This window comes from Agrobacterium sp. 22-3639C2 (assembly GCF_053522105.1).
Genome location: NZ_JBNWDB010000005.1, coordinates 486,209 through 510,252, shown reverse-complemented (window position 1 = coordinate 510,252; position 24,044 = coordinate 486,209). Strand labels below are relative to the sequence as shown.

The following is a 24,044-nucleotide window of genomic DNA, read 5'->3' as shown; positions in this document are numbered from 1 at the left end:
CTGGACAACCATGATACGCCCGCATTGGCCGCATCGACCGGGCGTTACCGAGATCGCCGGAGGTCCCCCATCCGGCAATACCTGTTTGCGGCGTGTTACCGCCTGGCTTTACGTGGTTTCGGGAATGCTCGGTTCGGACAAGGACTCGCCCGCAGCAACGCCCTTGCCCTCCGGCGTTCCCGTGGCATCCTTGCCAAGCCCGACCGCATCGGCGGCGGGCACCCCGGGCCTCTTGATCTTGAGCGCTGCTGCGAGCACCAGCGGCAAAAACTCCCCGGCACCGGCATCAACCATCTCGAAAAACCGTTTGCGCATACGGGGTTCCCAGAATTTGTTAATGTGGGTGGCGACACCCTCAACGCGGATATCCTCCGGCTGGGAAAGGAAAAAAGTCGCGATCTGGTTCGCCATTCTCACCAGTTTTTCGTCGGTGTGATTAAGCAACATGGCTGTTTCCCCGCGCCGCCTGACGGACGACATTCACGTTTTCAAAAGGCCGGGATTACCCCGGCCCCGATTATTCGGCCGCCTCGAGCTTGCCTGCGATCCGCCGCGAACGGCGGCTGAGCGCGTCATATCCTTCCTGCCATTCGGTCGGCCCGTTCGAGGGCGAGACCTGAACCGCAGTGACCTTGTATTCCGGACAGTTCGTCGCCCAGTCGGAGTAGTCGGTGGTAATGACGTTTGCCTGCGTGCCCGGATGGTGGAAGGTGGTATAGACCACCCCCGGCGCAACGCGATCGGTGATTAGCGCCCGTAGCGTCGTATCGCCCGAACGGCTGGCAAGCTTGATCCAGTCACCATCCTTGACGCCACGCTGTTCGGCATCATGCGGATGGATTTCAAGACGATCCTCCTCATGCCAGACGACGTTTTCGGTGCGCCGTGTCTGCGCGCCGACATTGTACTGCGACAGAATGCGGCCGGTGGTGAGCAGCAGCGGAAAGCGCGGGCCGGTACGCTCGTCCGTCGCCACATATTCGGTGCGGATGAACTTGCCCTTGCCGCGCACGAACCCGTCCACATGCATGATCGGCGAGCCTTCCGGGAATTTTTCGTTACACGGCCACTGCACCGAGCCTCTGCTCTCCAGATAGTCATAGGAAACGCCGGCAAAGCTCGGTGTCGTCGCGGCGATTTCATCCATGATCTGCGACGGGTGCGTATAGTTCCAGTTCAGCCCCATGGCCTGAGCCAGCTTCTGGGTGACCTCCCAATCCGAATAGCCGTTTTTCGGCGACATGACCTTGCGCACACGATTGATGCGGCGTTCGGCATTAGTGAACGTGCCATCCTTTTCGAGGAAGGTGGAACCCGGCAGAAAGACATGCGCGTAGTTCGCCGTCTCGTTCAGGAACAGGTCGTGCACGACAACACATTCCATCGCGGCAAGACCGGCTGAAACATGCTTGGTGTCCGGGTCCGACTGGAGGATGTCTTCGCCCTGAATGTAGATGCCCTTGAAACTGCCATCGACGGCTGCATCCAGCATGTTGGGGATGCGCAGCCCCGGCTCGTTGTTGAGGGTAACGCCCCAGAGCTTTTCGAATATTTCCCGGGTGGCATCGTCGGATATATGGCGATAGCCGGGGAGCTCATGCGGGAAGGAACCCATGTCGCAGGAACCCTGCACATTGTTCTGGCCACGCAGCGGATTGACGCCGACACCGGGGCGACCAATGTTTCCGGTCGCCATGGCAAGATTGGCAATCGCCATGACCGTCGTGGAACCCTGGCTGTGTTCGGTAACGCCGAGTCCGTAATAGATTGCGCCATTGCCGCCCTTGGCAAAGAGCCTGGCGGCACCGCGCAGCTCATCGGCGGGAACGCCGGTAAAGACTTCGGTTTCCTCCGGGCCATGCTGCGGTTCGGCCACGAACGCGGCCCAGTCCTCAAATTCCGACCAGTCGCAACGCTCGCGGATGAAGGCCTCGTCGAACAATCCTTCGGTGACGATGACATGGGCAAGGGCTGTCAGCACGGCGACGTTCGTTCCAGGCTTCAGCGGCAAATGGAACGACGCCTCCACATGCGGCGTGCGAACGAGATCGATGCGGCGCGGATCGATGACGATCAGCTTGGCGCCCTGGCGCAGCCGCTTCTTCAGGCGTGAGCCGAACACCGGGTGCCCGTCCGTCGGGTTGGCGCCGATGACGAGGACAACATCCGAATGTTCGACGGAATCGAAATTCTGCGTTCCGGCAGAGGTGCCGAACGCCTGCCCCAACCCGTACCCCGTCGGCGAATGACAGACGCGGGCGCAGGTATCGACATTGTTGTTGCCGAAACCGGCACGGATGAGCTTCTGGACCAGAAAGGTCTCTTCATTGGTGCAACGAGACGAGGTGATGCCGCCGATGGATTCGCGGCCATAGGTTCCCTGAATGCGCTGGAATTCGGAGGCGACATGGGCAAATGCCTCGTCCCACGTCACTTCGCGCCACGGGTCGCTGATCTTTTCGCGGACCATCGGGTTGAGAATACGGTCGCGGTGGCTGGCATAACCATAAGCAAAGCGACCCTTGACGCAGGAATGGCCACGGTTTGCCTGACCGTCCTTCCACGGCACCATGCGAACCAGCTCTTCGCCACGCATTTCCGCCTTAAACGAACAGCCGACGCCGCAATAAGCGCAGGTGGTGACCAGCGAATGTTCCGGCTGGCCGATGTCGATCACCGATTTTTCAGTCAGCGTCGCCGTCGGACAGGCCTGCACGCAGGCGCCGCAGGAAACGCATTCGGAATCAAGAAATGCCTCGTGGGCGCCGGGCGAAACGCGGCTTTCGAAGCCGCGCCCTTCGATCGTCAACGCGAACGTTCCCTGCACTTCCTCACAGGCGCGCACGCAGCGTGAACAGACGATGCACTTTGACGGATCGTAGGTGAAATACGGGTTGCTCTCGTCCTTGGGCATCCAGTTGGCGTTGAGGTCGCCATCGCCGGCACGGGCCTTCACATGGTTGTCACCATCATAGCCGTAACGCACGTCACGCAGGCCGACGGCGCCAGCCATATCCTGCAATTCACAGTCGCCATTTGCGGCGCAGGTGAGACAGTCGAGCGGGTGGTCGGAGATATAAAGCTCCATCACACCCTTGCGGATCTGCTTCAGGCGTTCCGTCTGGGTGTGGACGACAAGACCGGCCGCCACCGGTGTGGTGCAGGAGGCGGGGGTGCCATTGCGCCCCTCCACCTCGATGAGACAGAGGCGACAGGAACCGAAGGCATCGACCATATCGGTGGCGCAGAGTTTGGGAACATCGATGCCCGCTTCTCTCGAAGCACGCATGATGGACGTTCCCGCCGGCACGGTGATCTCGCGGCCGTCTATCGTTAGCGTGACCATCTCTGTCGAGGTGGATTTTGGCGTTCCGTAGTCGATTTCAGATATAAGGGCCATGGTCTTACTCCGCCGCTTCGACACGTGGGATGGGTGCAAAATCCTGCGGGAAGTGCCTGAGCGCGCTCATCACGGGATAAGGCGTGAAACCGCCTAGCGCGCAGAGCGAACCGAACTTCATGGTTTCGCAGAGATCCTCAAGCAGCGCCGTATTTCGCTCTGCTTCTATTCCAAGGGAAATCTTGTCCACCGTCTCGACACCGCGTGTCGAACCGATCCGGCATGGCGTACACTTTCCGCAACTTTCGACGGCACAGAATTCCAGGGCAAAACGCGCCTGGCGCAGCATATCGGCGGTGTCGTCAAAGACGACGATGCCCGCATGACCTATCAGGCCGCCTGCGGCGGTAAATGCTTCGTAGTCGAACAGCGTATCAAACAGCGACACCGGGAAATAAGCGCCCAATGGGCCGCCGACCTGAACCGCCTTGACCGGCCGGCCAGTAATGGTACCGCCGCCGATCTCGTTGATCAATTGCCCGAGCGGCAGACCGAAAGCGGTCTCGTAAAGCCCGCCATGTCTGATGTTTCCGGCAAGCTGGATCGGGATTGTGCCGTGCGAACGACCAATGCCGAAATCCCGGTAGAACGCCGCGCCGCGATCCATGATCACAGGGATCGAAGCGAGAGAAATGACATTGTTGACTACCGTCGGCTTGCCGAACAGCCCCTGCAGGGCGGGAAGCGGCGGCTTGGCGCGCACCGTGCCGCGCTTGCCTTCGAGACTGTTGAGCAGCGAGGTTTCCTCACCGCATACATAGGCTCCGGCGCCCATACGCACCTCGAGATCGAACGCGCGACCCGAACCCAGCACAGACGCGCCGAGAACCCCTTCTCGCCGGGCAATGTCGATGGCTTTTTCCATCGTCCTAACGGCATGGGGATATTCGGAGCGGGTATAGATGTAGCCCTTCGTTGCACCAACCGCGAGGCCGGCAATGGCCATGCCCTCGATAAGGACAAAGGGATCGCCTTCCATGATCATGCGGTCGGCAAAGGTGCCGCTGTCGCCCTCATCCGCATTGCAGACGATGTATTTCTGATCAGCGGTGGCATCCGCCACGGTTTTCCACTTGATACCGGTCGGAAAACCGGCGCCACCCCGTCCGCGAAGGCCGCTATCGGTGACCTGTTTGACGATCTCCGCGGGGGTGAGTGCGACGGCTCTCTCCAGCCCCTTCATGCCCTTGTTGGCACGGTAGTCTTCCAGCGAAAGCGGATCGGTCACGCCGCAGCGCGCAAACGTCAGGCGCGTCTGATTCTTCAGGAAAGGGATTTCTTCGGTCGGCCCAAGACAGAGCGCATGATCGCTGCCATCAAGAAAATCCGCATCGAACAGCCCGGAAACATCAGAAGCTTTGACCGGACCATACGCAACGCGGCCATGATGGGTGTCGACCTCTACCAGCACTTCAAGCCAGAGCAGGCCGCGCGAACCGTTGCGGACAAGGCGAATATCAAGTTTGCGGGCCGCGGCCTCACCCTGGATTGCTTCGGCAACGCGGTCGGCACCAACGGCGAGTGCTGCGGAATCGCAAGGCACGAAAACGGTCACGCTCATCGACGCACCTCCGCCAGAATGTCGCCAAGACAGTGCTCATCCACTCTGGCATGAACCTCACCATCCAGCATCAGCGCGGGTGCCTGGGCGCAGAGCCCGAGACAGAAGACCGGCTCGAGTGTGACCGAACCATCCTTTGCCGTCTGGTGCCAGTCGAGACCAAGTTTCCCCTTGATGGTGTCGGCAAGAGACTCGCAGCCCATCGACTGGCAAGCCTCGGCCCGACAGAGCTTCAGCACATGGCGCCCGCCGGGATGGTCGCGGAAATCAGGATAGAAGCTCACAACACCATGCACTTCGGCACGCGATACGTTGAGGGCCAGGGCGATCACCTGTTTGACGCTATCAGGCACATAGCCGAATTCTTCCTGCACCCTGTGCAGGATGGGCAACATTGGCCCTTCCATATGCAGACAGTCGTCAATGATAGCCTGCACACGCGTCGCCTCATCTGCGGCGACAGCACGAATATTCATGAGCCAGTCCTCCCAAACTGACAGGTGGCGGGCGTTTGAACCGGAGGACCTCCACATCCTTGTCCGGCGCGCCGCGCTGCCTGATGGCGAAAGAATGGCGAGCGGAGCAAGATCAGGTCAATATCGTCTTTCCGTCAGTCGATAGGAAATTTCTATCAAAAGCGGAGGCCGCGACGCGCAATCGGGCCTCATGCAGCAGTGCGGAAACAAGTGGCGTATGCGGTTCACGATAGGTGGCGATGAGGCCGACAAGATGCTCGGCATCGGGCTCGACAATCGGGATCATTCGGATCTGCTTTGGAAAACCAAACGATTCCGCGATGTTACGCGGCATAATTGAAGCCCATTGTCCGGTTCGGATATGGGAAAACAGTACAATCATCGAATTGGATTCGAGCGTGGGTTTCGCTTCAACACCCGCTTCGGCCATGTGCTTGTTGATAATGCGGCGGTTTTGCATGTCGGAAGTCAATAGGCAAAGCCGAAGACCCGAAACCTGCTTCCAGGTCACGCTCTCTTGATCGGCAAGGGGCGTGCCTGCAGCCGCAATCAGGTGATATCGCTCCGAGTAAAGTGGAACCGTCGTTACCCGGCCCAGAGGTTCGTTGTCGAGATAGGTGATTCCCGCGTCGATTTCGAGATTTTCGATCTGGCTGAGAACCTGCAACGACGTGCGGGAGGTGACGGAAAACGTGACTGCCGGGTGACGCGCCTGAAAGGGTTCGGTGAGCCTGGGCACCATGGCGAGAGCGGTGGGGATGACGGCCAGCCGGATATGGCCGGCGAGACCTTTACGCGCAGCCCGCATTTCCTCCCGCATCGTGCGTGTATCGGCAACGATGCGCCTTGCCCATTCGAGCACCCGCTGCCCCTCCGGCGTCAGGCCCTGATATCGGGCCGCGCGCACGACGAGCACGACACCGAGCTGATCTTCCAGTTGCCGGATTGCCGCAGACAGCGTCGGCTGCGAGATGCCGCACTCCTCCGCGGCCCGCCCGAAATGCTCCGCGCGCGCAAGTGCAATGAAAAACTCCAGCTTGTCGATCATCCTGCCTCCCATCCCGCGCGGCCATTCTGCGGACCGGCGCGAAAGCAGACACTAGAGCGAGGCGGGCTTTGTCGCAAACGCCGTGGAGGCGCTTTGCCGCACCCGCCTTTCCCGGTCAGGCGACGAGCTTGGTTTCTTTCACCCGCGGATAATCATAGGCATTGACCTTGGATGTCACGTAACCCGCACCCACCAGGGCTTCGGCCAGCTTGACGGCGGCCGTGACACCATCGATGACAGGGACGCCGGTTGCCTCGCGCAGCCTGTCGCACAGTGCGGACATGCCGGCGCAACCGAGGATGATGGCTTCTGCCGCATCTTCTTTCTTGGCCGCTTCGATTTCGCGGATCAACATCGCCTCGGCTGCAAGCGGATCCTCTTCAAGACCCAGCACCGGCAGATTGATGGCACGAACCCTGCGGCAATGCCGCTGTGCACCGTAGCTATCGACGAGATCTTCGATAATGGGGATGGAGCGCGGCAGCGTTGTGATGATGGAAAAGCGGCGGCTGATCGTCATCGCCACCTGAATGCCGGCCTGGCAGATGCCGATCACGGGACCACGCGCGACTTCACGCGCCGCATGCAGGCCCGGATCATCAAAGCAGGCAATGACATAGGCATCGACGCCCAGCCGCTCACCCTTGCGGATTTCCTCCAGCATGCCGGGAACAGCCAGCGCCTCATCGGCCCCGCCTTCGATACTGACCGGCGTATCGACAGGGTTTGCAGCGGAAATCTTCGTATCCGCCTGCCTGACGCGCAAGGCGCTCTCGAGCGCCTGCGCCGTCATCGAGGCGGTTGAGTTCGGGTTGATCAGACGAATATGCATTCAGGTCAGCCTTTCGGGACTGTCACTTGCCATCTGGCTTGATGAAGTCGGTAATGGGTGGCGCCTTCAAGACGAACTGGCGATCCGAGGTAATGTAATTGTCGGCATGGAGGCGTGCGATCGGCTGGTATCGGTCCGGATCGACATAATGCCCCTCCTTGTCGAGGCAGTCCCTGTGGACATGCATGTGCACTACCTCCCCCAGCACCAGCGTCCGGCGCGGATAATCGATCAGACGCTCCACCCGGCACTCGAAGGCGCAGGGCGATTCCGCTGCAAAGCTTGCATCGATCTTGTTGCAGGGCGTCGGCGTCAGCTGCGCCATGGAAAGTTCGTCGACCTCGCTGTCGAAACCGAGGCCGCAGACAAGCATATGTTCGGAAATAGTCATATCGACCATGTTGACGACAAACTCGCCGGTGCGGCGAATATTGGCCATCGTGTCCTTCTCCTCGCCATTCAGACGCGGCTGGATTCCGAGAACAACGATGGGCGGATCATGGGAGAAGACGTTGAAAAAGCTCATCGGCGCTGCATTGTTGTGGCCCGCTTCCGAGCGGGTCGTGACAAGCGCTATCGGCCGTGGACCAATAAAATTCGTCAGCAACCGATAGCGGCTCTGCGGCTCAAGCGTGGTGAAGTCGAATTCCATGACGTTGTCCCGTTTATAGTATACAATATTGTTTCATATTGTTGACAATTATGCAACCAAAACCCTGTTGAAACAGTTGACTTTTTCGGCGGCATCACGCTTTTCTAACCCTAAGGGAGAGCGAACAAAATGACCGAGCAGAACGGCCAGTCCACACAGCAAATTGTCGAGAAAGTCTGGCTGTCCATCGCTGAGCGGCGGCTGCGTCCCGGCGTGCAGCTGAAGGAAGAACAACTGGCGACAATTTTCAGTGTCAGCCGTGCACGTATCCGTCAGGCCCTGTCCGTTCTGGAGCGCGACGGTCTCGTTACCATCGTTCCCAATCGCGGCGCCTTCGTTTCGAAACCATCGGTCGAAGAAGCCAGAGACGTGTTCTTCGTGCGCCGTACCGTGGAGCAATGTGTCGTTGAACGTCTGTGCAAATCGGCCACCAAGGCCGATCTGAAAAGGCTTCGCGACCATGTCGCCAAGGAGCGCGTGGCCAATGCTCACAACATCACCACAGATATCATCAAGCTCTCCGGCGGGTTCCATCTGCTGCTTGCGGAAACGGCCGGTTCCGATTTCCTGTTCACCACCATGCGCGACCTCATTTCGCGTTCCTCTCTCATCACCGCCGTTTACCGCAACACCGACCGCTTCAATTGCGGACCGGACGAGCATGCGGAAATCGTCGATGCGATTGCCAATAACGACCCGGCGAAAGCCACGCATCTGATGACCCACCATCTGGAACATGTGGAAGCGGAACTCGATCTCAGCGAAATCCGCGACCTTTCCCACGATCTGCGCGCCGCACTCGCCTGACCCGACGGTCAGACGAGTTCTCTTTCCTTCACAACCAGCTCTTCTTCGTCCGCCACCAGATGGCAGGCGACACGTGTGCCGCCGACAAGCGTGCGCACCTTTGGCACCTCCGCCGAACAGCGCGCCGTCGCAAGCGGGCAACGCGGATGAAACGTGCATCCCGATGGCGGTTTGAGCGGGCTTGGAACTTCACCGGCAACCAGTTCCCTGTCACGGCGCGGCGCGTCGATATTGGGAATGGTCTGCAGCAGAAGCTGGGTATAGGGGTGACGCGGGCGGGCGAACAGCTCCTCCGTGTCGCCCTCCTCCACGATGCGGCCAAGATACATGACCGCGATGCGATCCGACATGTGGCGAACCACGCTCATGTCATGGCTGATAAACAGATAGGTCAGCCCCAACTCGTCCTGGAGGCGTCGCATCAGGTTCAGCACCTGCGCCTGCACCGATACATCGAGTGCCGATGTCGGCTCGTCACAGACCAGAAACTCGGGCTCACTTGCCAAAGCGCGAGCAATGGAGATGCGCTGACGCTGGCCGCCTGAAAATTCATGCGGAAACTTTTCGCCGTCCGAAGCAGACAGACCAACCGTCAGCAACAGTTCCTCCACCCGTTCCATGGCCTCGGCCCGGGTCGCACGAAGTTTCAGTTCGCGGATGGGTTCGGCAATTATATTCTTCACCCGCCAGCGCGGATTGAGCGAGGCATAGGGATCCTGAAAGATCATCTGCGCCGAAAGCGGTGTATCCTTGCGGCCCTTGGCAAAATGGAAATTACCCGCACTTGGCCGGAACAGCCCGGTCACCAGACGGGCAACCGTGGACTTGCCGCAGCCGCTTTCCCCCACGATGCTGAGACAGCCGCCCGCCGGAACCGTAAAATCGATGTCGTTTACGGCCTGGACGAATTGCCGGGGCTTGCGCTCGATGACCCGATTGAGCCAGGGGGCAGAGACATCGAAGGTCTTGGTGAGGCCCTTGACCGTCAATGCGGGTGTTCTTTGAACGGGCGTGTTCATGCTGTACCTCCTGCATTCATCCAGCAAGCGCTGGCGCCATCACCCACCGCTTCCAGTTCCGGCCGCTCGCGAAGACAGCGCGGTCCTGAGAAGCCGCAGCGCGGATTGAAGGCGCATCCGGGCGGGATGGCGTCGAGACGCGGCATGGCCCCGTCGATCTGGTTGAGCCGTTCCACTCGCGCGCCGAGCGAAGGAATGGAGGCCATCAGGCCCTGCGTGTAGGGGTGCCTCGGCGCATGGAGAACCTGCTCGACCGGCCCCACCTCTATCAACCTGCCGGCATAAAGCACGGCAACGCGGTCGGCTGCCTCGGCAATGACGCCCATATCATGGGTGACCAGCATGACAGCCGTCTGCTTTTCCTTGCAGAGCTTGCGCAGCAGCGAGATGATCTGCGCCTGGATCGACACGTCAAGCGCCGTCGTCGGTTCGTCGGCGATGATCAGTTTCGGCGACGCCGCAAGTGCGAGCGCTATGACGACGCGCTGGCGCATACCACCGGAGAATTGATGCGGATGGTGATCGACGCGCTCTTCCGGAGATGGAATACCGACATCACGCAAAAGCTGGACTGCGCGTGCCTTTGCATCCCTTTTCGAAAGCGGCAGATGCTGGCGGATCGTCTCGACAAGTTGCGCGCCAACCGTGAACAGCGGATTGAGTGAGGTGAGCGGATCCTGAAAGATCGCGCCGATTTCCCGGCCACGGATGCTTTCCATCGCCCTGGCATCGAGTTGATCGATACGACGCGACCCAAGCCATATTTCGCCATCAGCGATGCGGCCCGGTTTTTCGAGCAGGCCCTGTATCGCAAGGCCGGTCATGGATTTTCCGGCACCGGACTCCCCGACCACACCGAGGATTTCGCCGGGGCGGATGGAAAGGCTGATATCCGAAAGTGCCGTCACCGTTCCCCGGCGGCCAGGGAACTCGACTTTCAAATTGCGGACATCGATAACCGACTGGTTCATGTCATCCATTGGTATTCACCTCCACCGGGTAGCTCGGGGGGAAGATTTCCGAAACGGGCGGATTAGCCCAGCTTCGCTCGGGATATTTCGCGATCAGCCCATCGAACTGTGCCTGCGCCTGAACGCGGGCGCTCGCCATGTCGATGTTCGAGACCTGTCTTTCCCGCATGGAGAGACGACCATCGACAAACACGGCGCGCGTGATTTTGCCCGAACCGCCAGTGACAATCGTCGTGATCGGATCGAGGCTCGGTGCCATGACCGTGTCATCCAGATCGAAGACCGCGATATCGGCGCGCGCACCCTTGGAAAGATGCCCGAGATCGGAGCGACCCAGCGCCCGAGCGCCGCCGAGCGTGGCGGCGTCGAACAGATCGGCCGAGCGGACCTTATCTGGAGCACCGTCATTGATGCGGCAGGTTATGAGACCGACAAGCAGGTTCATCAGCATGTCGGCGGGCGCCGTATCGGTGCCCATCGCAATGTTTATTCCAAGCTGCCGGCACGCGGAGAAGGACGACAGCGTACTGCCGCTTCTGGCCGACACCAGCGGACAGTGGACGATCGACACGCCGTTTTCCGCATAGAGCGCCAGATCTTCCTGCGTCGCATTGGTGGCATGCGGCGCGATAAGGCGGTCGCTCAGCAGGCCTGCTTTTGCGAGCCATACCGGCGCGGTTGAGCCATGCAGCTTGCGAACCGTGTCAACTTCCATGGTGCCCTGGGCCATATGCAGCCGGAATTTGCAGCCGAGATCACGGGCGGCCGCATCGGTTCTTTCCAGCAGGGTGAGCGTCGATGTTTCAACCCTATCAGGTGCGAGAAGGCCGCGGACGAGATCACCTTGCCTTCCGGCCTGCCGTTCGATGAACGACACCGCTTCCTTCAGCCCCTGAAGACCTCGTTCCTCATCGAACACGGGCACCATGCGCCCCGGCTCTTCCAGCACCATGCCGCCGGAGCGGAAGGCGGGGCTGAGATAGACCCGGAGACCAAGTTCGCCGGCAGCATCGGCCGCAGCCTCGAATTCAGCGACCGTTTCTCCCCATTCACGATAAAACAGCGAGGCAATGGGTGCCGCCGTGGTGATGCCGTTGAGGAGAAGCTGGCCAAAGGCGAAACGTTTCTGAAAGGCAAGCTCCTCCTCGGAATACATCTCGTAAGGACCGGCGTCGACATAGGAGCGCGGCCAGACACGGCCCTTCGCCCAGCCGGGGTGATTGTCGATCCCCAGAATAGTCGTATCGAAATCGGAAAGCGCATCGAGGTCGATCAGGCCGGGGCTGATCAGGGCATTGCCGAAATCGACGCGGCGCGCGACCTCGCCCGGAAAGCCATGGCCGACAAAAAGGATTTCGCCGTTCTCGAAAACCACTTCGCCGTTTTTCAACAGCCGGTGAGACCCGTCCTTATGACCGACCACCCAGCTTGCGGTGAGCAGCGTGCGACCGGAGGGGCGTTCACCGAGAGCGATAGACTGTAGCGGATTGTTCATCATGGCGCCTCCACCACAGCCTTGCCGCCTCTGGCGGTCACGCGTCCGCCCTTTACGACCAGCGGCCGCGGCGCGACATCGACAACGGCATGGGCCAATGTTTCGCCTGTCAGCAGCGTGAAATCGGCGGAGCAGCCAACCTCAAGACCGTAATCCTTGAGGCCCATGACATCGGCACCGCCCTGCGAGACGACATGCAGGACATGCGCAAGCTCGATATCCGAGCGCAAGCCGTTCTTCATGCCGATGATCTTGGCCCGGTCGAGCATATCCGGCTGGCCCCAAGGTCCCCAGGTATCGCGAATGCCATCACAACCGCCGCCAACGCGAACGCCGGCTTCCTTCAACCGCATGATCGACGGCACGGTTGCCGAGGGCGCGCCCGTCGTCAGGATCGCCACATCGAGCCGGGCGATTTCATCGATCAGCTTGCCGACCCTGATGTAATCATTCATGCCCAGCGCAAAGGCGTGGCTGATTGCGACCTTGCCCTCCATGCCATTGGCACGAATACGCTCGAAGATCAGCTCCATCGTGAAGGCGCCGAGATCGGCGGCCTCATGCAGATGAATGTCGATCGGCACGCCGTGCCTGACCGCGAGTTGAAAGAGGATATCGAGCTGACCTTTGGGATCGCGATCGATGCCGCAGGGATCGATGCCGCCAAGGACTTCGCAACCCTGTTTCAAGGCCTCGTCCAGCAGCTCCACCGTGCCGGGCATAACCATGACGCCGGACTGCGGGAAGGCAACGACCTCTATGTCGATGATGCCTTTCAGCTTCTCACGTGTTTCCCATATGCCTTCGACAAGCTTCAGGCCGTGGGTCGGATCGATATCCACATGGCTGCGGATATGCGTGCCGCCGTTTGCAGCAAGGCCGATGGCGTGGCGCATGGACTGGCGGTGCGGATCGATACCGATCTGGGTGCGGTTCTCGCGCTCGAAATCGATCCGTCCGCGCAGGATGGCGGCACGGTTGTTCTCATGCCAGGGCATGCCCCATGTCGTCTTGTCGAGATGGGTGTGTGCATCGATGAGACCGGGCGCGACGATTGCGCCGTTGCCATCCTCGACCGGCATACCGGGTTCGGCCTCGAACTTTCCAAAACCGGCAATCTTTCCCTGTCTTACCAGAATATCGCAGGTGTCGCCCGCCATGGGCCTGACGTTGCGGAGCAGAAGATCGTACATGGAACTCACCTCAGTTTCGGATTGAGCGCATCGCGCAGCCAGTCACCCAGAAGGTTGACGGTGACGACGAGCAGGCAGAGCTGGAAAACGGGAAACAACACGATCCACCAGGAACCGGAAAACAGGAACTGGTTGCCGATGCGGATCAGCGTTCCGAGCGACGGCTGGCTGGGTGGCATGCCGATGCCGAGGAACGACAACGTCGCTTCGGTCAGGATCGCCATGCCGAAGTTGAGCGTGGCGGCAACCATGATCGGCGTCAGCGTATTGGGCAGAATATGGTTTGCCATGATGCGGCGCGCGGGAACGCCGATCAGCTTCGCTGCCTGCACATAGTCCTTGCCGGTTTCGACAATCGCCTGGGCACGCACCGTGCGCGCATATTGCACCCAGGCGGAAAGCGCGATGGCGAGAATGAGCACGGCAGATGCGCCGACCTCGCGAAGATTGTCCGGGAGCATCTGTCTGACGACCGTGGAGACGAGAATTGCCACCAGAATTGTCGGAATGGAGAGCGTGATATCGCCGATGCGCATCAAGAGATTATCGGCAAAACCGCCAAAATAACCGGCCACAAGCCCGGCAGTCATGCCGATGACCAAGGAAAGCGCCACCGAGGCAACACCGATGACTATCGATATGCGCGTGCCGTAGAGGATAGCGGAGAGCATGTCGCGCCCTTGCGTATCCGTGCCGAGCAGATAGGGCCATTCGCCGCCCTCCTGCCACACCGGCGGCAGTTCGGCCTTCCACATGTCGAGCGAAGCGCCGTCATAAGGGTTCTGCGGTGCGATCAGGGGCGCGAAAACGGCGGCGAGGATGAGGACTGCAAGGATCAGCGCGCTGATCTTGGCCGATCTGCTGTGGCTGAACGACCAGTAGAGATCGCTGTTGCGTATGCGCTTGATGAGCGACGGGCGGGCAGGTTTTGCCGTTTGCGGAAGGTCTGTGGCCATGAAACCGGCTCCCTTCGGTTAGCGCGCAGTGCGCAGACGCGGATCGATCACCGCATAGGCAATGTCGACGAACGTGTTGAGGACAACGAAGATGAAGGAAATGATGCAGAGATAGGCCGCCATGACGGGGATATCGAGAAACGTCACCGCCTGTATGAACAGCATGCCCATGCCCGGCCACTGAAACACCGTCTCGGTGATGAGCGCAAAAGCGATGAGCGAACCGACATTCATCGTCGTCAGCGTCACAACAGGCATAAGACAGTTGCGCAGCGCATGGCGGAAATATATGCGCCAGCGGGGAATGCCGCGTGCACGGGCGAACTTCACGAAATCGGACCGCAGCACCTCCAGCATCTCGGCGCGGACCAGACGCATGACGAGCGTGATCTGGTAAAGCGAGAGCGCGATGGCAGGCAGAATGAGTGCGGCACGCCCCGATGAGGTGAGCAAGCCGGTGGACCACCAGCCGAGCTGCACGACATCACCGCGCCCAAAGGCCGGCGCCCAGCCGAGGCTGACCGAAAAGACAAGAATAAGCAGAATGCCGACAACGAAGCTTGGTAGCGAGACGCCGACAATCGACAGGAATTGCAGGCCCTCCGTGTACCACTTTCCGCGCCTGATCGCCGTCAGCACCCCAAGCGGCAGGCCGACGACAAGCGATATGATCGTGGCCACCAGAACCAGTTCCAGCGTGGCTGGAAACCGCTCCGCGATCAGCGGCAGCACCTGCTGGCCGTTGCGATAGGAAACGCCGAAATTGCCCTGGGCGGCATCTTTGACAAACCGCAGATATTGCGTTGGCAGACTGTCGTTAAGACCAAGACGCTCACGCAACGCGGCGCGATCTTCCTGCGATGTCTGCTCCCCCACCATCAGCTCGACGGGGTCTCCGGCAAGCCTGAAAATGAGAAATGCAATAAGCGCGACGGAAAGCATGACCAGAATGGCATTTCCCATACGCTTGATGATGAAAACCAGCATTGTAACCTCTCGGATGCAAACCCGTGGCCAAAAGGCAGGCAGGTTTGCCCATTTTTGCAAGAGACGGGGTACGGGCCGCATGCGCCCGTAACATTGTCAACAATTGCACCGGCAGCGGAGCATTCAGGGAGGCGTTCAGCGAAATGCCCAATGCCTCCCTGATATTCCGGATTACTTGCCGACCTGCGTCAGCCAGTGGCGCGGCTTGTTGTCGGCGCGGAAATCAACGCTCTTGACCTTTCCGAGCATGGCCCAGGCGATGGGCTGCTGGTGCAGCGGAACAAGCATCGTCTCGTCCTTGGCGATTTTCAATGCAGCTTCTTCAAGCGCGAGACGCTTGGTATTGTCCTGCTCGTGTGCTGCCTGATCCACCAGCTTGTCGATCTCGGGGTTAGACCAGCCGCCATAGTTGGATACGCCCATCGCGCCCTTGCGGGTCGACAGGATCTGCGACAGGAACGAGAAGGCATCGAGCGTGGGCTCGTTCGCCCAGCTGAGGTTGAAGACATCGGCCTTGCCACCATTGCGCTTGGGAGACTGTACCGAACGCGGGGCGATGTCGATTGTCGGCTGGAAACCTCCGCGTTTGAGCATGTTGGCAACGCCGGAGCAGATGTCTTCCTCGTTGATGCTTTCGTCATTCATGCAGGTATAGGTGAATGCAAGGTTCTTCATACCTGCATCGGCAAGCAGCTTCTGCGCCTTTGCCGGATCGGCAGGCTGGTAGGTATCAAGCGACTTGGCGTAACCCGCAATCTCAGGCGCAATAAGCGAGCCGGACGGTCTTGCAAGATCGCGCATGACCTTCTTGTTGATGAGATCACGATCGATCGACGCCTCGAATGCCTGGCGAACGCGAAGATCGTTGAAGGGGTTGGGCTTGCCGTCTTCCAGCTTTTCGCGGCGATTGAAACCGATGAACAGCGTACGGAGCTCGGTGCGCTTCTTCACCGTGATGTTCGGCGAGGATTCCAGACGCGGCAGATCCTGGATCGGTGCGGAATCGATCAGGTCGATTTCGCCGGAGAGCAAAGCTGCAACGCGGGTTGCGGCCGAGGCAATCGGCACGAATTCGATGCGATCGAGATTGTGTTTTTTCTGATCCCACCAGGCATCGTTGGCGACAAGAACCGTCTTGCTATCGGGAACACGGCTCTCAAGCTTGAACGGGCCGGTGCCGTTGGTATGCATCGTCGTGTAGCCATCGACCTTGGAAGCGAAGTCGGTCGGCTTTTCGCTGTTATTATCTTTCAACCACTTGGCACTGAAGATGAAGATATTGGTGATGTCGTTGAGGAAAAGCGAGGTGGGCGCGGTGACGTTCAGATCGACGGTGTAGTCATCGACCTTCTTCACGCCGGCGAAAACCGGAATATTGCCGCGCAATGGCGAGGTGGCATCCGAAGCGCGCGTGAAAGATGCAACGACATCGTCAGCGGTAAACTCAGCACCGTCGTGGAACTTCACGCCTTTGCGCAGGGTGAAACGCCATGTTTTTTCATCAACAAGTTTCCACTCCGTCGCAAGCGCCGGCTCAATCTTGAAGTCCGGCCCGTAACGCACCAACCCTTCATAGATGTGATTTAGAAAGGCAAGGTTGGAGGTGGAAGGCACCGAATACGGATCAAGCGAGTAAAGATCCGCGCGGCCGCCCCAACGCAAGGTTTCTGCGTGTGCGGGAACGGCAATGGCGGCGGCAGCCATGGCGGCCAGAACGAAACTTCTAATTCGGGACATTTGATCCCCCCTTTTTATAAATCATTGGATAGCCGGCGGACCTACCGGCCGGGCAAGGCGGAGTATTGTTTCGCACAGGCGTATTGTCAATAATATTGTTGACAATTATCGTATCCAAAATCGCGAGGTTCTGGATACAAGCTACGCTTCAATGAGGGAGAGGACGAAATGGGGAATTTTCTGCTGCTGCACGGCACGATGGTGACGGTGGATCGTGAAAGACGCATCATCGAGGATTGTGGCCTTGCCATTCAGGGCGACCGTATTGTCGACATCGGTACAGCAGCGGAACTGGCGCCACGTCACACCGACAAGCAGATCATAGATTGCCGGGGAAAACTCATCATTCCCGGCCTCATTGACGCCCATGGCCATGCAGGGCACGCGCTGATCCGCAGCATTGCGGCCGACACCAACGCCATGTGGATGAAGGTCGTGACGCCGACCTACTATCACTACGTCACACGCGATTACTGGTATGCGGACGGCCTGGTCTCCGGCATCGAGCGGCTTCGCGCCGGCGTGACGACAGGTGCCAGCATCATCACCTCGATGCCACGCGCCGACGACCCCGTCTTTGCCATCAACCACGCCCGCGCTTATGACGAGATCGGGCTTCGTGAAATCATCTGCGTTGGACCTTCCGGCCTGCCCTGGCCGCACCCGGTGACCCGATGGGAAAGCGGCTCTCCGGAGCGCCGCAATGTAAGCTTCGAGGAAATGATTGAGGGCAGCGAAGCCACGATCGACGCCCTGAACGGAACGGCAGACGGACGCATCAGTGTTTTTCTGACACCCTTTACCATCGTTCCCTCGGTGGAACCCTCCAACGCTTCAAGCCCCGACCAGGCGGTGAAACTAACGGAAAACGACCGCATGCAGGCGCGCCGAATACGCGAGACGGCCCGAAAAATGGGCGTCAGGCTACATTCGGATGCATTTGCGGGGCAAATCCGCATGGCGTTTCAGGATAAGGAAAATGCGCTTCTCGGCCCGGATATCCACCTCCAGCATTGCTGGGGCATCTCGCATGAAGAAATCGACATTCTGGCGGAAACCGGCACGCGCGTGACCCACGCCCCGCCGGGCCGCTCAACGCCGATCATGGAAATGATGTCCAAGGGGATTCGAGTAGCCATCACCACCGACGGCGCAGCACCCAGCCGTCACTTCGATATGCTCCAGACCGCCCGACTTGCGCAGTTCACGCAACATCTGCTGCACAATCACGATCGCTACCTGTTGCCGCCGGGCAAGATATTCGAAATGATCACCATCGACGCCGCCCACGCCATCGGCATGGAAGATGAAATCGGCTCGCTCGAAATTGGCAAAAAGGCCGATGTCGTCGTCATCGATATGCGCAAGCCACATCTGATGCCAATGTGGATGCCGGTGCACCGTCTCGTGCATCAGGTTCTGGGAAGCGATGTCGACACCGTTTTCGTCGATGGCAAGATGCTGATGGAAAACGGCCGTGTTCTGACGACCGACGTCGATGCGGCTCTCTCCTTTGGACAGGAAGAGGCACTGGCACTCGCCGCCCGCGCGGGTCTTGAAGCGCATATGCATAATCCGGGCTGGGGCCGTTTGCTGCGAACCTTCGAAGAACCGGTCCACCCTCCCCAGCCGCCGGTACCAATGCCTGGCGAGCGATAGCGCAACCTGATCTCCAGGACCGGCAACCCGCCAACCCAGCGACCCGCCCGCAAATGCCCGCAACGACATTGTTGACAAAAATCTGACGGAACTTTCCTCAAAACAAAATCTCCCCGGCCTGGAGGGGTCCGGGGAGCAAACCTGACATCATGTCAGGAACTTTGACTGGAGCTAGCACTCACCCGCTCAAGAGCGGGGTGGATCTGAGTCATCTAACCCGGTTTGGGCTTTTTTCTTATGGCTATTAGAATGCGCGCTGCAGGCGAACGAAACCGGTCCAGGCTTCAGGCTTGGTGTCGACGTCGAGGTAGTTTGCAGCAACCTTTGCCGAGAGGCCGTCCGTGATCTTGTAGTCAACCGTCAGGCCAGCCTTCCAGGCGTCGTTGTTCGAGAATTTGTCGAACGAGACGAGGCCGTAGCCACTGTAGTACTGAAAGCCGGGGGTGATCTTCAGCTTGTCGGTTGCGTTGATGGCGTATTCGGCAGCAACAGCCCACTCGGAAGCATTGTAGTAAGCGTTTGCGCCGGAAGCCCAAATACCAGACAGGCCAAACGTGCCAGGACCAACACCAGCTGTTGCGATCAGGCGAACAGAGCCGTTTTCGCGGTCAGTGTCATAACCACCGATGAGCTGAAGAGAGACGCTATCGATCTTCGCGCCAGCGCCAACAACGACGCCGACATTGTTACTTGTGTTGTTGTTCTTGTTAAACGTGCCGACCGCGATACCTTCGAGTTCGTCAACCGAGACACCAGCCCAGAAAGAACCCGCTTCATAGCTGTAACGAACGGAATTGAACAAAGCGTTGGTCGCCACATCGTCCGTTTCACCGGAGAGACCATCATCCCACCAGCTCAGGAACTTACCGACCTTCAGGCCGGCGATTTCGATAAAGGCCTGATGAACGAAAACTGCGGATCCCTTGTCGCTGGAACCAGAAGTGGTGGAAGCAGCGGCAGAACCGGTATCAGCATCACCACGCAGGCCGATGAAGCCACGCAGAGCGCCGAGTTCAGTGTCGGTACGGGTGTCAACTTCGAACTGGGCGCGCGTGAATGCGTCCCAATCAGACTTGCCAGCCTTGTCACGGCCGAAGTCGGTCTGGAAGCGAACGTAGCCCTGGAACTTCAGGCAGGTTTCGGTGCCGGGGATGTAGAAGAAGCCGGTGCCGAAGGCGTCGCAGACGCGAACATATTCCATGGGCTCGGGTTCGGCAGCGACGATAGCGTCAGCGGCCTGTGCGCCGGATACTGCTGCGAGAGCGGCAGCGGAGCCGATGAGGAGGCTCTTGATGTTCATTTTTAATCTCCAGTCAAAAATTTTTCAACGAATGCGCAAAACCGAGGGCTGGTCTTTTCCCTGCCGCCCGCTTCTCTGCGCTGATTCAGCAAATGGCAGAAATTACGGGAGACTCGCAATTCAAATCTAAAGAATACAAATACACTTATAGAATACATTCAAATCACGTAGTAAAAATACAACAAATTAACAGATTAATATATAATACATAAATGTTTTATTTGGTGATTTCGATATTTATTACTTAGTTATAGCGCAAATTATTTCTAATATTTTTGAATTATAATACTAGAGCAAACTTGCGCCCAATCCCGCAATCGCTTGGGAAAGGCATCAAGTTTCATGGATGAAGATGAGGGGATGCGGGCTTTTAATGCCGCGTGGGGTCGCAAGACGGGTGATATAGCCGCACTCCCTCCCGACACTATGCGGCAAAGACAGCGCAACGTGCCTTCCGCCAATTCGCGCCCGGCGAATCCGGTTAGAGGCAGGCCACCGAGGTGGGAATTATTGCCTGTCGTTCGATAGACCAGCGGGGAAAGTCATCATAGTCCCCAACATTGCCTCGATCGCATCCGCCTGCACCGGGCGGCTGAAGTAATAACCCTGACCATAGGGGCAGCCGGCAGCGCGCAGAAACGCTGCCTGCTCGCCGGTCTCGACGCCCTCGGCAATGACATCGATGCCCAGAGACCCCGCAAGCTGGATCATGATGGAGACGATGGCGCTGTCCTTGGTTTTTTCCGGCAGATGGGTGAGGAACGACCGATCTATCTTCATGCACGACAGGGGGAAGGTCTTGAGCATGCCGAGACAGGAATAACCAATGCCGAAATCATCCAGTGCCAGGCTGACGCCCATCTCCTTGATGACGCGCATGATCCGCACGGATGTTTCCACATCCTGAATGATGAGGGTTTCGGTGATCTCAATTTCCAACAGAGACGGTGCAAGGCCGGATTGCGTGAGCGCAGACCTGATCTGCTCCACAAGGCCGCCCTGAAATTGCCTGGGTGAAATATTGACCGCCATTTTGACGGGCGGCAGCCCGGCATTGCACCATGCCTGCGCCTGAAGACAGGCTTTCTTCAGAACGCTTTCCCCAAGTTCCACGATCAGGCCGGTTTCTTCCGCAAGGCCGATGAATTCCGCGGGGCCGAGCAGACCTTCCACCGGGTGCTGCCAGCGCACCAGCGCCTCCACGCCGCTGATGCGACCGGTCAGAAGGTCGACCTGCGGCTGATAGTGTAGAACGAATTCGTCCCTTTCCACCGCCTTGCGCAATTCCTCGATGCGGGTGAACTTCTTTCTCAGATCATCCGCCATGCGCGGCGTGAAGGTTGCAATGCCATCTCGCCCGCTATGCTTGGCCTCATACATCGCAAGATCGGCCGCAGCGACAATTTCCGCCGTGGTTTCCCCGTGCTCCGGGAAAAATGCCATGCCAATGCTGCATGTGACCTTGATATCGTAGTTGCCAAGGCGCAGCGGCTGCGAGACCGCAGCCCGGATATGTTGCAGGCGGCTTTCGAAATCGTCCTTGTGCTTATGCAGGATGATGACGAACTCATCCCCGCCCACCCGCAGCACCAGATCGTTTCGACCGAGACTGCGCGAGATGCGCTCAGCCGTTTTGGACAACAAAGCATCGCCAACGCTGTGGCCGAGCGTATCGTTGATCTGCTTGAAATTATCGAGATCAAGAAAGCCGATGCCGACATGCCGCTTCGCTTTTGCCGATGCTGCCAGTATCTCCGGCAGTCTCGTATCCAGAAAGCGGCGATTGGGCAGCCGTGTCAGCATGTCGTGATCGGCAAGAAACGCGATATGTTCCGCCGCCCGTTTGCGATCGATCGCAAGACCCGCCATGCGCGCGGCGGCGGCGATGAACTCCAGAAGCCCCGCATCCGGTTTGCGGCCCGCCAACATGCACCACACGAAACCGTGCGCATTGCCTTCGCTGGCGGGAATATCGAAACTGAAGGCCACATTACCGGCGGGATAGGTCAGGCTTTCGGGATCGCTGACGCTGGAGATGAGTGCTGTCACCCCCGCATGCTGTGAAAGCGCCGGTGAGGCATAGACTGAGGGTTCGCCGGCCGCGGCATCGAACACGCGAACAGCGCAGGCAAGACCCGTAGCGAGGTTTTCGATGGCCTTCACGAATTCTTCGAGAAAATCCTCGATACGCGCCGCCCCAACAATCATTTCGAGAATATGCGCCTGCGCCTGGAGCAGTCGCTCCGAGGCTTTCTTCTGGGTAATATCCCTGGATGCACCAACCACACCGATGATCGCGCCGTTCTTGTCCTTAAGCGGCACGCGCGACATCATCAGCCAGCGGTCGATATCGCCGCGCATTGCGCGTTCCTCAAAACCGAGATCCGGCTCTCCCGTGCGCATCACCCGCGCCTCGGTCTCTGGAATGCCGGCACGCTGCGCCGCATCGCCGTTAATATCGTAATCGGTGAGACCGATCAGTTCCTCGACTGTGTCGAAGCCGTTTTCGGTGACGATGGCACGGTTGGCGAAGAGAAAGCGGCCTTCCAGGTCCTTGGCGTAGATGAAATCCGGCACATGATCGATCATCGCTTCAAGCAGCGCATGCCGGTCGGATGGCGGCGCATCGGACTTCGTCCGCGGCGGCCGGTTCTGCAAGCGTGACTTCTGGCCTTTGGAACGCAACTATCCGCCTCGTTACTGTATAAGGAAGCAGAATAGTAGGATTATACATATTATATAAATATGAACGGCGGCGGGGGATTGAAGCGAAATGGCGCGACAAATACCGCGCGATCAGATTGTCGGCAAAGGCAAAACCTCTCCTGCAACATACCGGCCTTGAGCCCGCATTGAGCCACGGCGCATCTGCGCCGTGAAACAAGCGTTTCCCATTCAATACTTCATAGCACTGAACCGTGAGCTGCAGGACTTCGTAGCCAATCTCATGAGCTGCAACGGCTGCAGCGTTTGACTGCAACCGTCAATTGCTTATCCATCACACGACAGGTGTGGGGAGCTCTTTACCGGCAAAATGCGCGTCGAGATTGGCGAGAACCAGATCGGCCATGGCGCGCCGGGTCTGGTGCGTGCCGCTGCCGATATGCGGCGCGAGCGTGACGTTTTCGAAGGTGAAAAGCGCCTCCGGCACACGTGGCTCATCTTCAAAGACGTCAAGCGCTGCGCCACCGATCGTGCCACTCGAGAGCGCCTCGACCAGTGCCTTTTCATCCACAAGCGAACCACGCGCCACGTTAACGAGCACACCCTGGGGACCGAGAGCCTTCAGCACATCCGCATTGACGATATGACGCGTTTCGGCGGTGGCGGCGGCGGCGATGATCAGCACGTCGCAATTGGCGGCCAGCGCTTCGATGCTGTCGTGATAATCATAGGGAACATCGCGACGGTTTCTGGCGGTGTAGGAAATGCGCGCATCAAAGCCTTCCAGTCTTTTGGCGATCGCCTGACCGATGCGGCCGAGGCCAAAAATGCCGTAGCGGCGGCCGGCCACACGGGTGGAAAGACCCATATCACCCTTCAGCCATTGCCCCGTGCGCACATGCTGGTCAGCCTGCGGCAGCTTGCGCGCCTGCGCCAGAACAAGACCGAGCGCGAGGTCAGCGACATCCGCCGTCAGAACATCCGGTGTGTTGGAAACGCGGAAACCGCGTCGCTTGGCTTCCGCCAGATCCACCTTGTCGAAACCGACGCCGTTGATGGCGACGATCTCGAGATTGGGGAGTGCGGCGCCGATATCCGCCGGAAGGCCGATATGGCCACCGGTGACGACGCCGCGGATTGCAGCACCCTTTTCAGAAAGGAACGCCGCCTTGTCTGCCGCCTCAAACAGGCGATGAACAGTGAAGCGCTGCGCGAGTTCTTGTTCCAGTGCCGGGATCAGCGGGCACAGTTGTACGATTTCAGTAGTCATGGATATGTCCTTGTGGA

19 protein-coding genes are annotated in these 24,044 nt (G+C 59.0%); 2 read left to right on the top strand and 17 right to left on the bottom strand.

What is annotated here, in order from left to right; genetic code table 11:
* Positions 1-108 precede the first annotated feature (108 nt).
* The 7 genes from ACQZ6D_RS22685 to ACQZ6D_RS22655 all read right to left on the bottom strand — a co-directional run bounded on the left by ACQZ6D_RS22685 (position 109) and on the right by ACQZ6D_RS22655 (position 7,969).
* Positions 109-447, bottom strand: coding sequence for a formate dehydrogenase subunit delta (locus tag ACQZ6D_RS22685; protein ID WP_019566726.1), 339 nt, complete (start codon positions 445-447; stop codon positions 109-111).
* A 70-nt stretch (positions 448-517) separates the two neighbouring features.
* Positions 518-3,400, bottom strand: coding sequence for a formate dehydrogenase subunit alpha (gene fdhF, locus ACQZ6D_RS22680; protein ID WP_035200422.1), 2,883 nt, complete (start codon positions 3,398-3,400; stop codon positions 518-520).
* A gap of 4 nt (positions 3,401-3,404) precedes the next feature.
* On the bottom strand, positions 3,405-4,961 hold the full coding sequence (locus ACQZ6D_RS22675) for a formate dehydrogenase beta subunit (protein ID WP_448730030.1): 1,557 nt from the start codon (positions 4,959-4,961) through the stop codon (positions 3,405-3,407).
* On the bottom strand, positions 4,958-5,437 hold the full coding sequence (locus tag ACQZ6D_RS22670; RefSeq protein ID WP_004431359.1) for a formate dehydrogenase subunit gamma: 480 nt from the start codon (positions 5,435-5,437) through the stop codon (positions 4,958-4,960). Before ACQZ6D_RS22670 ends, ACQZ6D_RS22675 begins: the two co-directional genes overlap by 4 nt.
* Positions 5,438-5,549: 112 nt before the next feature.
* A complete protein-coding gene (locus tag ACQZ6D_RS22665; RefSeq protein WP_004431358.1) occupies positions 5,550-6,485 on the bottom strand; it encodes a LysR family transcriptional regulator in 936 nt (311 codons plus the stop codon).
* Between the two features lie 115 nt (positions 6,486-6,600).
* Positions 6,601-7,317, bottom strand: a complete 717-nt coding sequence (locus tag ACQZ6D_RS22660) for an aspartate/glutamate racemase family protein (RefSeq protein ID WP_013761066.1) — start codon at positions 7,315-7,317, stop codon at positions 6,601-6,603.
* A 22-nt stretch (positions 7,318-7,339) separates the two neighbouring features.
* Positions 7,340-7,969 (bottom strand): flavin reductase family protein, encoded by a 630-nt coding sequence (locus tag ACQZ6D_RS22655; protein ID WP_004431356.1) that lies wholly within the window; start codon positions 7,967-7,969, stop codon positions 7,340-7,342.
* 129 nt (positions 7,970-8,098) lie between these two features.
* Here ACQZ6D_RS22655 and ACQZ6D_RS22650 point away from each other — a divergent pair, with 129 nt between their 5' ends.
* The gene (locus tag ACQZ6D_RS22650; RefSeq protein ID WP_004431355.1) at positions 8,099-8,776 is read left to right on the top strand and encodes a GntR family transcriptional regulator; all 678 of its coding nucleotides are present in this window, start codon (positions 8,099-8,101) and stop codon (positions 8,774-8,776) included.
* An 8-nt stretch (positions 8,777-8,784) separates the two neighbouring features.
* On the opposite strand, the gene ACQZ6D_RS22645 is transcribed toward ACQZ6D_RS22650, so the two are convergent.
* The 7 genes from ACQZ6D_RS22645 to ACQZ6D_RS22615 form a co-directional block, all read right to left on the bottom strand.
* Positions 8,785-9,795 carry an ABC transporter ATP-binding protein gene (locus ACQZ6D_RS22645; protein ID WP_448730031.1) on the bottom strand — a complete coding sequence of 337 codons (1,011 nt, stop codon included), beginning with the start codon at positions 9,793-9,795 and terminating at the stop codon, positions 8,785-8,787.
* Positions 9,792-10,775: an ABC transporter ATP-binding protein gene (locus tag ACQZ6D_RS22640; RefSeq protein WP_448730032.1), complete on the bottom strand. Its 984-nt coding sequence runs from the start codon at positions 10,773-10,775 to the stop codon at positions 9,792-9,794. The genes ACQZ6D_RS22645 and ACQZ6D_RS22640 overlap by 4 nt, the downstream gene beginning before the upstream one ends.
* Positions 10,768-12,261, bottom strand: coding sequence for an amidohydrolase family protein (locus tag ACQZ6D_RS22635; RefSeq protein ID WP_448730033.1), 1,494 nt, complete (start codon positions 12,259-12,261; stop codon positions 10,768-10,770). The genes ACQZ6D_RS22640 and ACQZ6D_RS22635 overlap by 8 nt, the downstream gene beginning before the upstream one ends.
* Positions 12,261-13,454 carry an amidohydrolase family protein gene (locus tag ACQZ6D_RS22630; RefSeq protein WP_448730034.1) on the bottom strand — a complete coding sequence of 398 codons (1,194 nt, stop codon included), beginning with the start codon at positions 13,452-13,454 and terminating at the stop codon, positions 12,261-12,263. Before ACQZ6D_RS22630 ends, ACQZ6D_RS22635 begins: the two co-directional genes overlap by 1 nt.
* Before the next feature lie 5 nt (positions 13,455-13,459).
* On the bottom strand, positions 13,460-14,410 hold the full coding sequence (locus ACQZ6D_RS22625; RefSeq protein WP_038495432.1) for an ABC transporter permease: 951 nt from the start codon (positions 14,408-14,410) through the stop codon (positions 13,460-13,462).
* 18 nt (positions 14,411-14,428) lie between these two features.
* Positions 14,429-15,397 carry an ABC transporter permease gene (locus ACQZ6D_RS22620; protein WP_004431345.1) on the bottom strand — a complete coding sequence of 323 codons (969 nt, stop codon included), beginning with the start codon at positions 15,395-15,397 and terminating at the stop codon, positions 14,429-14,431.
* Positions 15,398-15,568: 171 nt separating this feature from the next.
* The gene (locus ACQZ6D_RS22615) at positions 15,569-17,134 is read right to left on the bottom strand and encodes an ABC transporter substrate-binding protein (RefSeq protein ID WP_448730035.1); all 1,566 of its coding nucleotides are present in this window, start codon (positions 17,132-17,134) and stop codon (positions 15,569-15,571) included.
* A 168-nt stretch (positions 17,135-17,302) separates the two neighbouring features.
* Here ACQZ6D_RS22615 and ACQZ6D_RS22610 point away from each other — a divergent pair, with 168 nt between their 5' ends.
* Positions 17,303-18,793 carry an amidohydrolase family protein gene (locus ACQZ6D_RS22610; RefSeq protein ID WP_448730036.1) on the top strand — a complete coding sequence of 497 codons (1,491 nt, stop codon included), beginning with the start codon at positions 17,303-17,305 and terminating at the stop codon, positions 18,791-18,793.
* Between the two features lie 244 nt (positions 18,794-19,037).
* Here ACQZ6D_RS22610 and ACQZ6D_RS22605 read toward each other — a convergent pair whose 3' ends face one another.
* From ACQZ6D_RS22605 to ACQZ6D_RS22595, 3 genes are all read right to left on the bottom strand, one after another.
* Positions 19,038-20,093 carry a porin gene (locus ACQZ6D_RS22605; RefSeq protein ID WP_448730037.1) on the bottom strand — a complete coding sequence of 352 codons (1,056 nt, stop codon included), beginning with the start codon at positions 20,091-20,093 and terminating at the stop codon, positions 19,038-19,040.
* Positions 20,094-20,600: 507 nt separating this feature from the next.
* Positions 20,601-22,751, bottom strand: coding sequence for a putative bifunctional diguanylate cyclase/phosphodiesterase (locus tag ACQZ6D_RS22600; RefSeq protein ID WP_080850178.1), 2,151 nt, complete (start codon positions 22,749-22,751; stop codon positions 20,601-20,603).
* A 340-nt stretch (positions 22,752-23,091) separates the two neighbouring features.
* Entirely contained in the window at positions 23,092-24,027 is a 936-nt protein-coding gene (locus ACQZ6D_RS22595) for a 2-hydroxyacid dehydrogenase (protein WP_173997803.1), read from the bottom strand.
* Between the last annotated feature and the right edge of the window lie 17 nt (positions 24,028-24,044).

Bases quoted from the DNA above. Each gene is read 5' to 3' on its own strand.
- ACQZ6D_RS22685 (WP_019566726.1), bottom strand. From the start codon at position 447: ATGTTGCTTAATCACACCGACGAAAAACTGGTGAGAATGGCGAACCAG.
- fdhF (WP_035200422.1), bottom strand. From the start codon at position 3,400: ATGGCCCTTATATCTGAAATCGACTACGGAACGCCAAAATCCACCTCG.
- ACQZ6D_RS22675 (WP_448730030.1), bottom strand. From the start codon at position 4,961: ATGAGCGTGACCGTTTTCGTGCCTTGCGATTCCGCAGCACTCGCCGTT.
- ACQZ6D_RS22670 (WP_004431359.1), bottom strand. From the start codon at position 5,437: ATGAATATTCGTGCTGTCGCCGCAGATGAGGCGACGCGTGTGCAGGCT.
- ACQZ6D_RS22665 (WP_004431358.1), bottom strand. From the start codon at position 6,485: ATGATCGACAAGCTGGAGTTTTTCATTGCACTTGCGCGCGCGGAGCAT.
- ACQZ6D_RS22660 (WP_013761066.1), bottom strand. From the start codon at position 7,317: ATGCATATTCGTCTGATCAACCCGAACTCAACCGCCTCGATGACGGCG.
- ACQZ6D_RS22655 (WP_004431356.1), bottom strand. From the start codon at position 7,969: ATGGAATTCGACTTCACCACGCTTGAGCCGCAGAGCCGCTATCGGTTG.
- ACQZ6D_RS22650 (WP_004431355.1), top strand. From the start codon at position 8,099: ATGACCGAGCAGAACGGCCAGTCCACACAGCAAATTGTCGAGAAAGTC.
- ACQZ6D_RS22645 (WP_448730031.1), bottom strand. From the start codon at position 9,795: ATGAACACGCCCGTTCAAAGAACACCCGCATTGACGGTCAAGGGCCTC.
- ACQZ6D_RS22640 (WP_448730032.1), bottom strand. From the start codon at position 10,775: ATGGATGACATGAACCAGTCGGTTATCGATGTCCGCAATTTGAAAGTC.
- ACQZ6D_RS22635 (WP_448730033.1), bottom strand. From the start codon at position 12,261: ATGAACAATCCGCTACAGTCTATCGCTCTCGGTGAACGCCCCTCCGGT.
- ACQZ6D_RS22630 (WP_448730034.1), bottom strand. From the start codon at position 13,454: ATGTACGATCTTCTGCTCCGCAACGTCAGGCCCATGGCGGGCGACACC.
- ACQZ6D_RS22625 (WP_038495432.1), bottom strand. From the start codon at position 14,410: ATGGCCACAGACCTTCCGCAAACGGCAAAACCTGCCCGCCCGTCGCTC.
- ACQZ6D_RS22620 (WP_004431345.1), bottom strand. From the start codon at position 15,397: ATGCTGGTTTTCATCATCAAGCGTATGGGAAATGCCATTCTGGTCATG.
- ACQZ6D_RS22615 (WP_448730035.1), bottom strand. From the start codon at position 17,134: ATGTCCCGAATTAGAAGTTTCGTTCTGGCCGCCATGGCTGCCGCCGCC.
- ACQZ6D_RS22610 (WP_448730036.1), top strand. From the start codon at position 17,303: ATGGGGAATTTTCTGCTGCTGCACGGCACGATGGTGACGGTGGATCGT.
- ACQZ6D_RS22605 (WP_448730037.1), bottom strand. From the start codon at position 20,093: ATGAACATCAAGAGCCTCCTCATCGGCTCCGCTGCCGCTCTCGCAGCA.
- ACQZ6D_RS22595 (WP_173997803.1), bottom strand. From the start codon at position 24,027: ATGACTACTGAAATCGTACAACTGTGCCCGCTGATCCCGGCACTGGAA.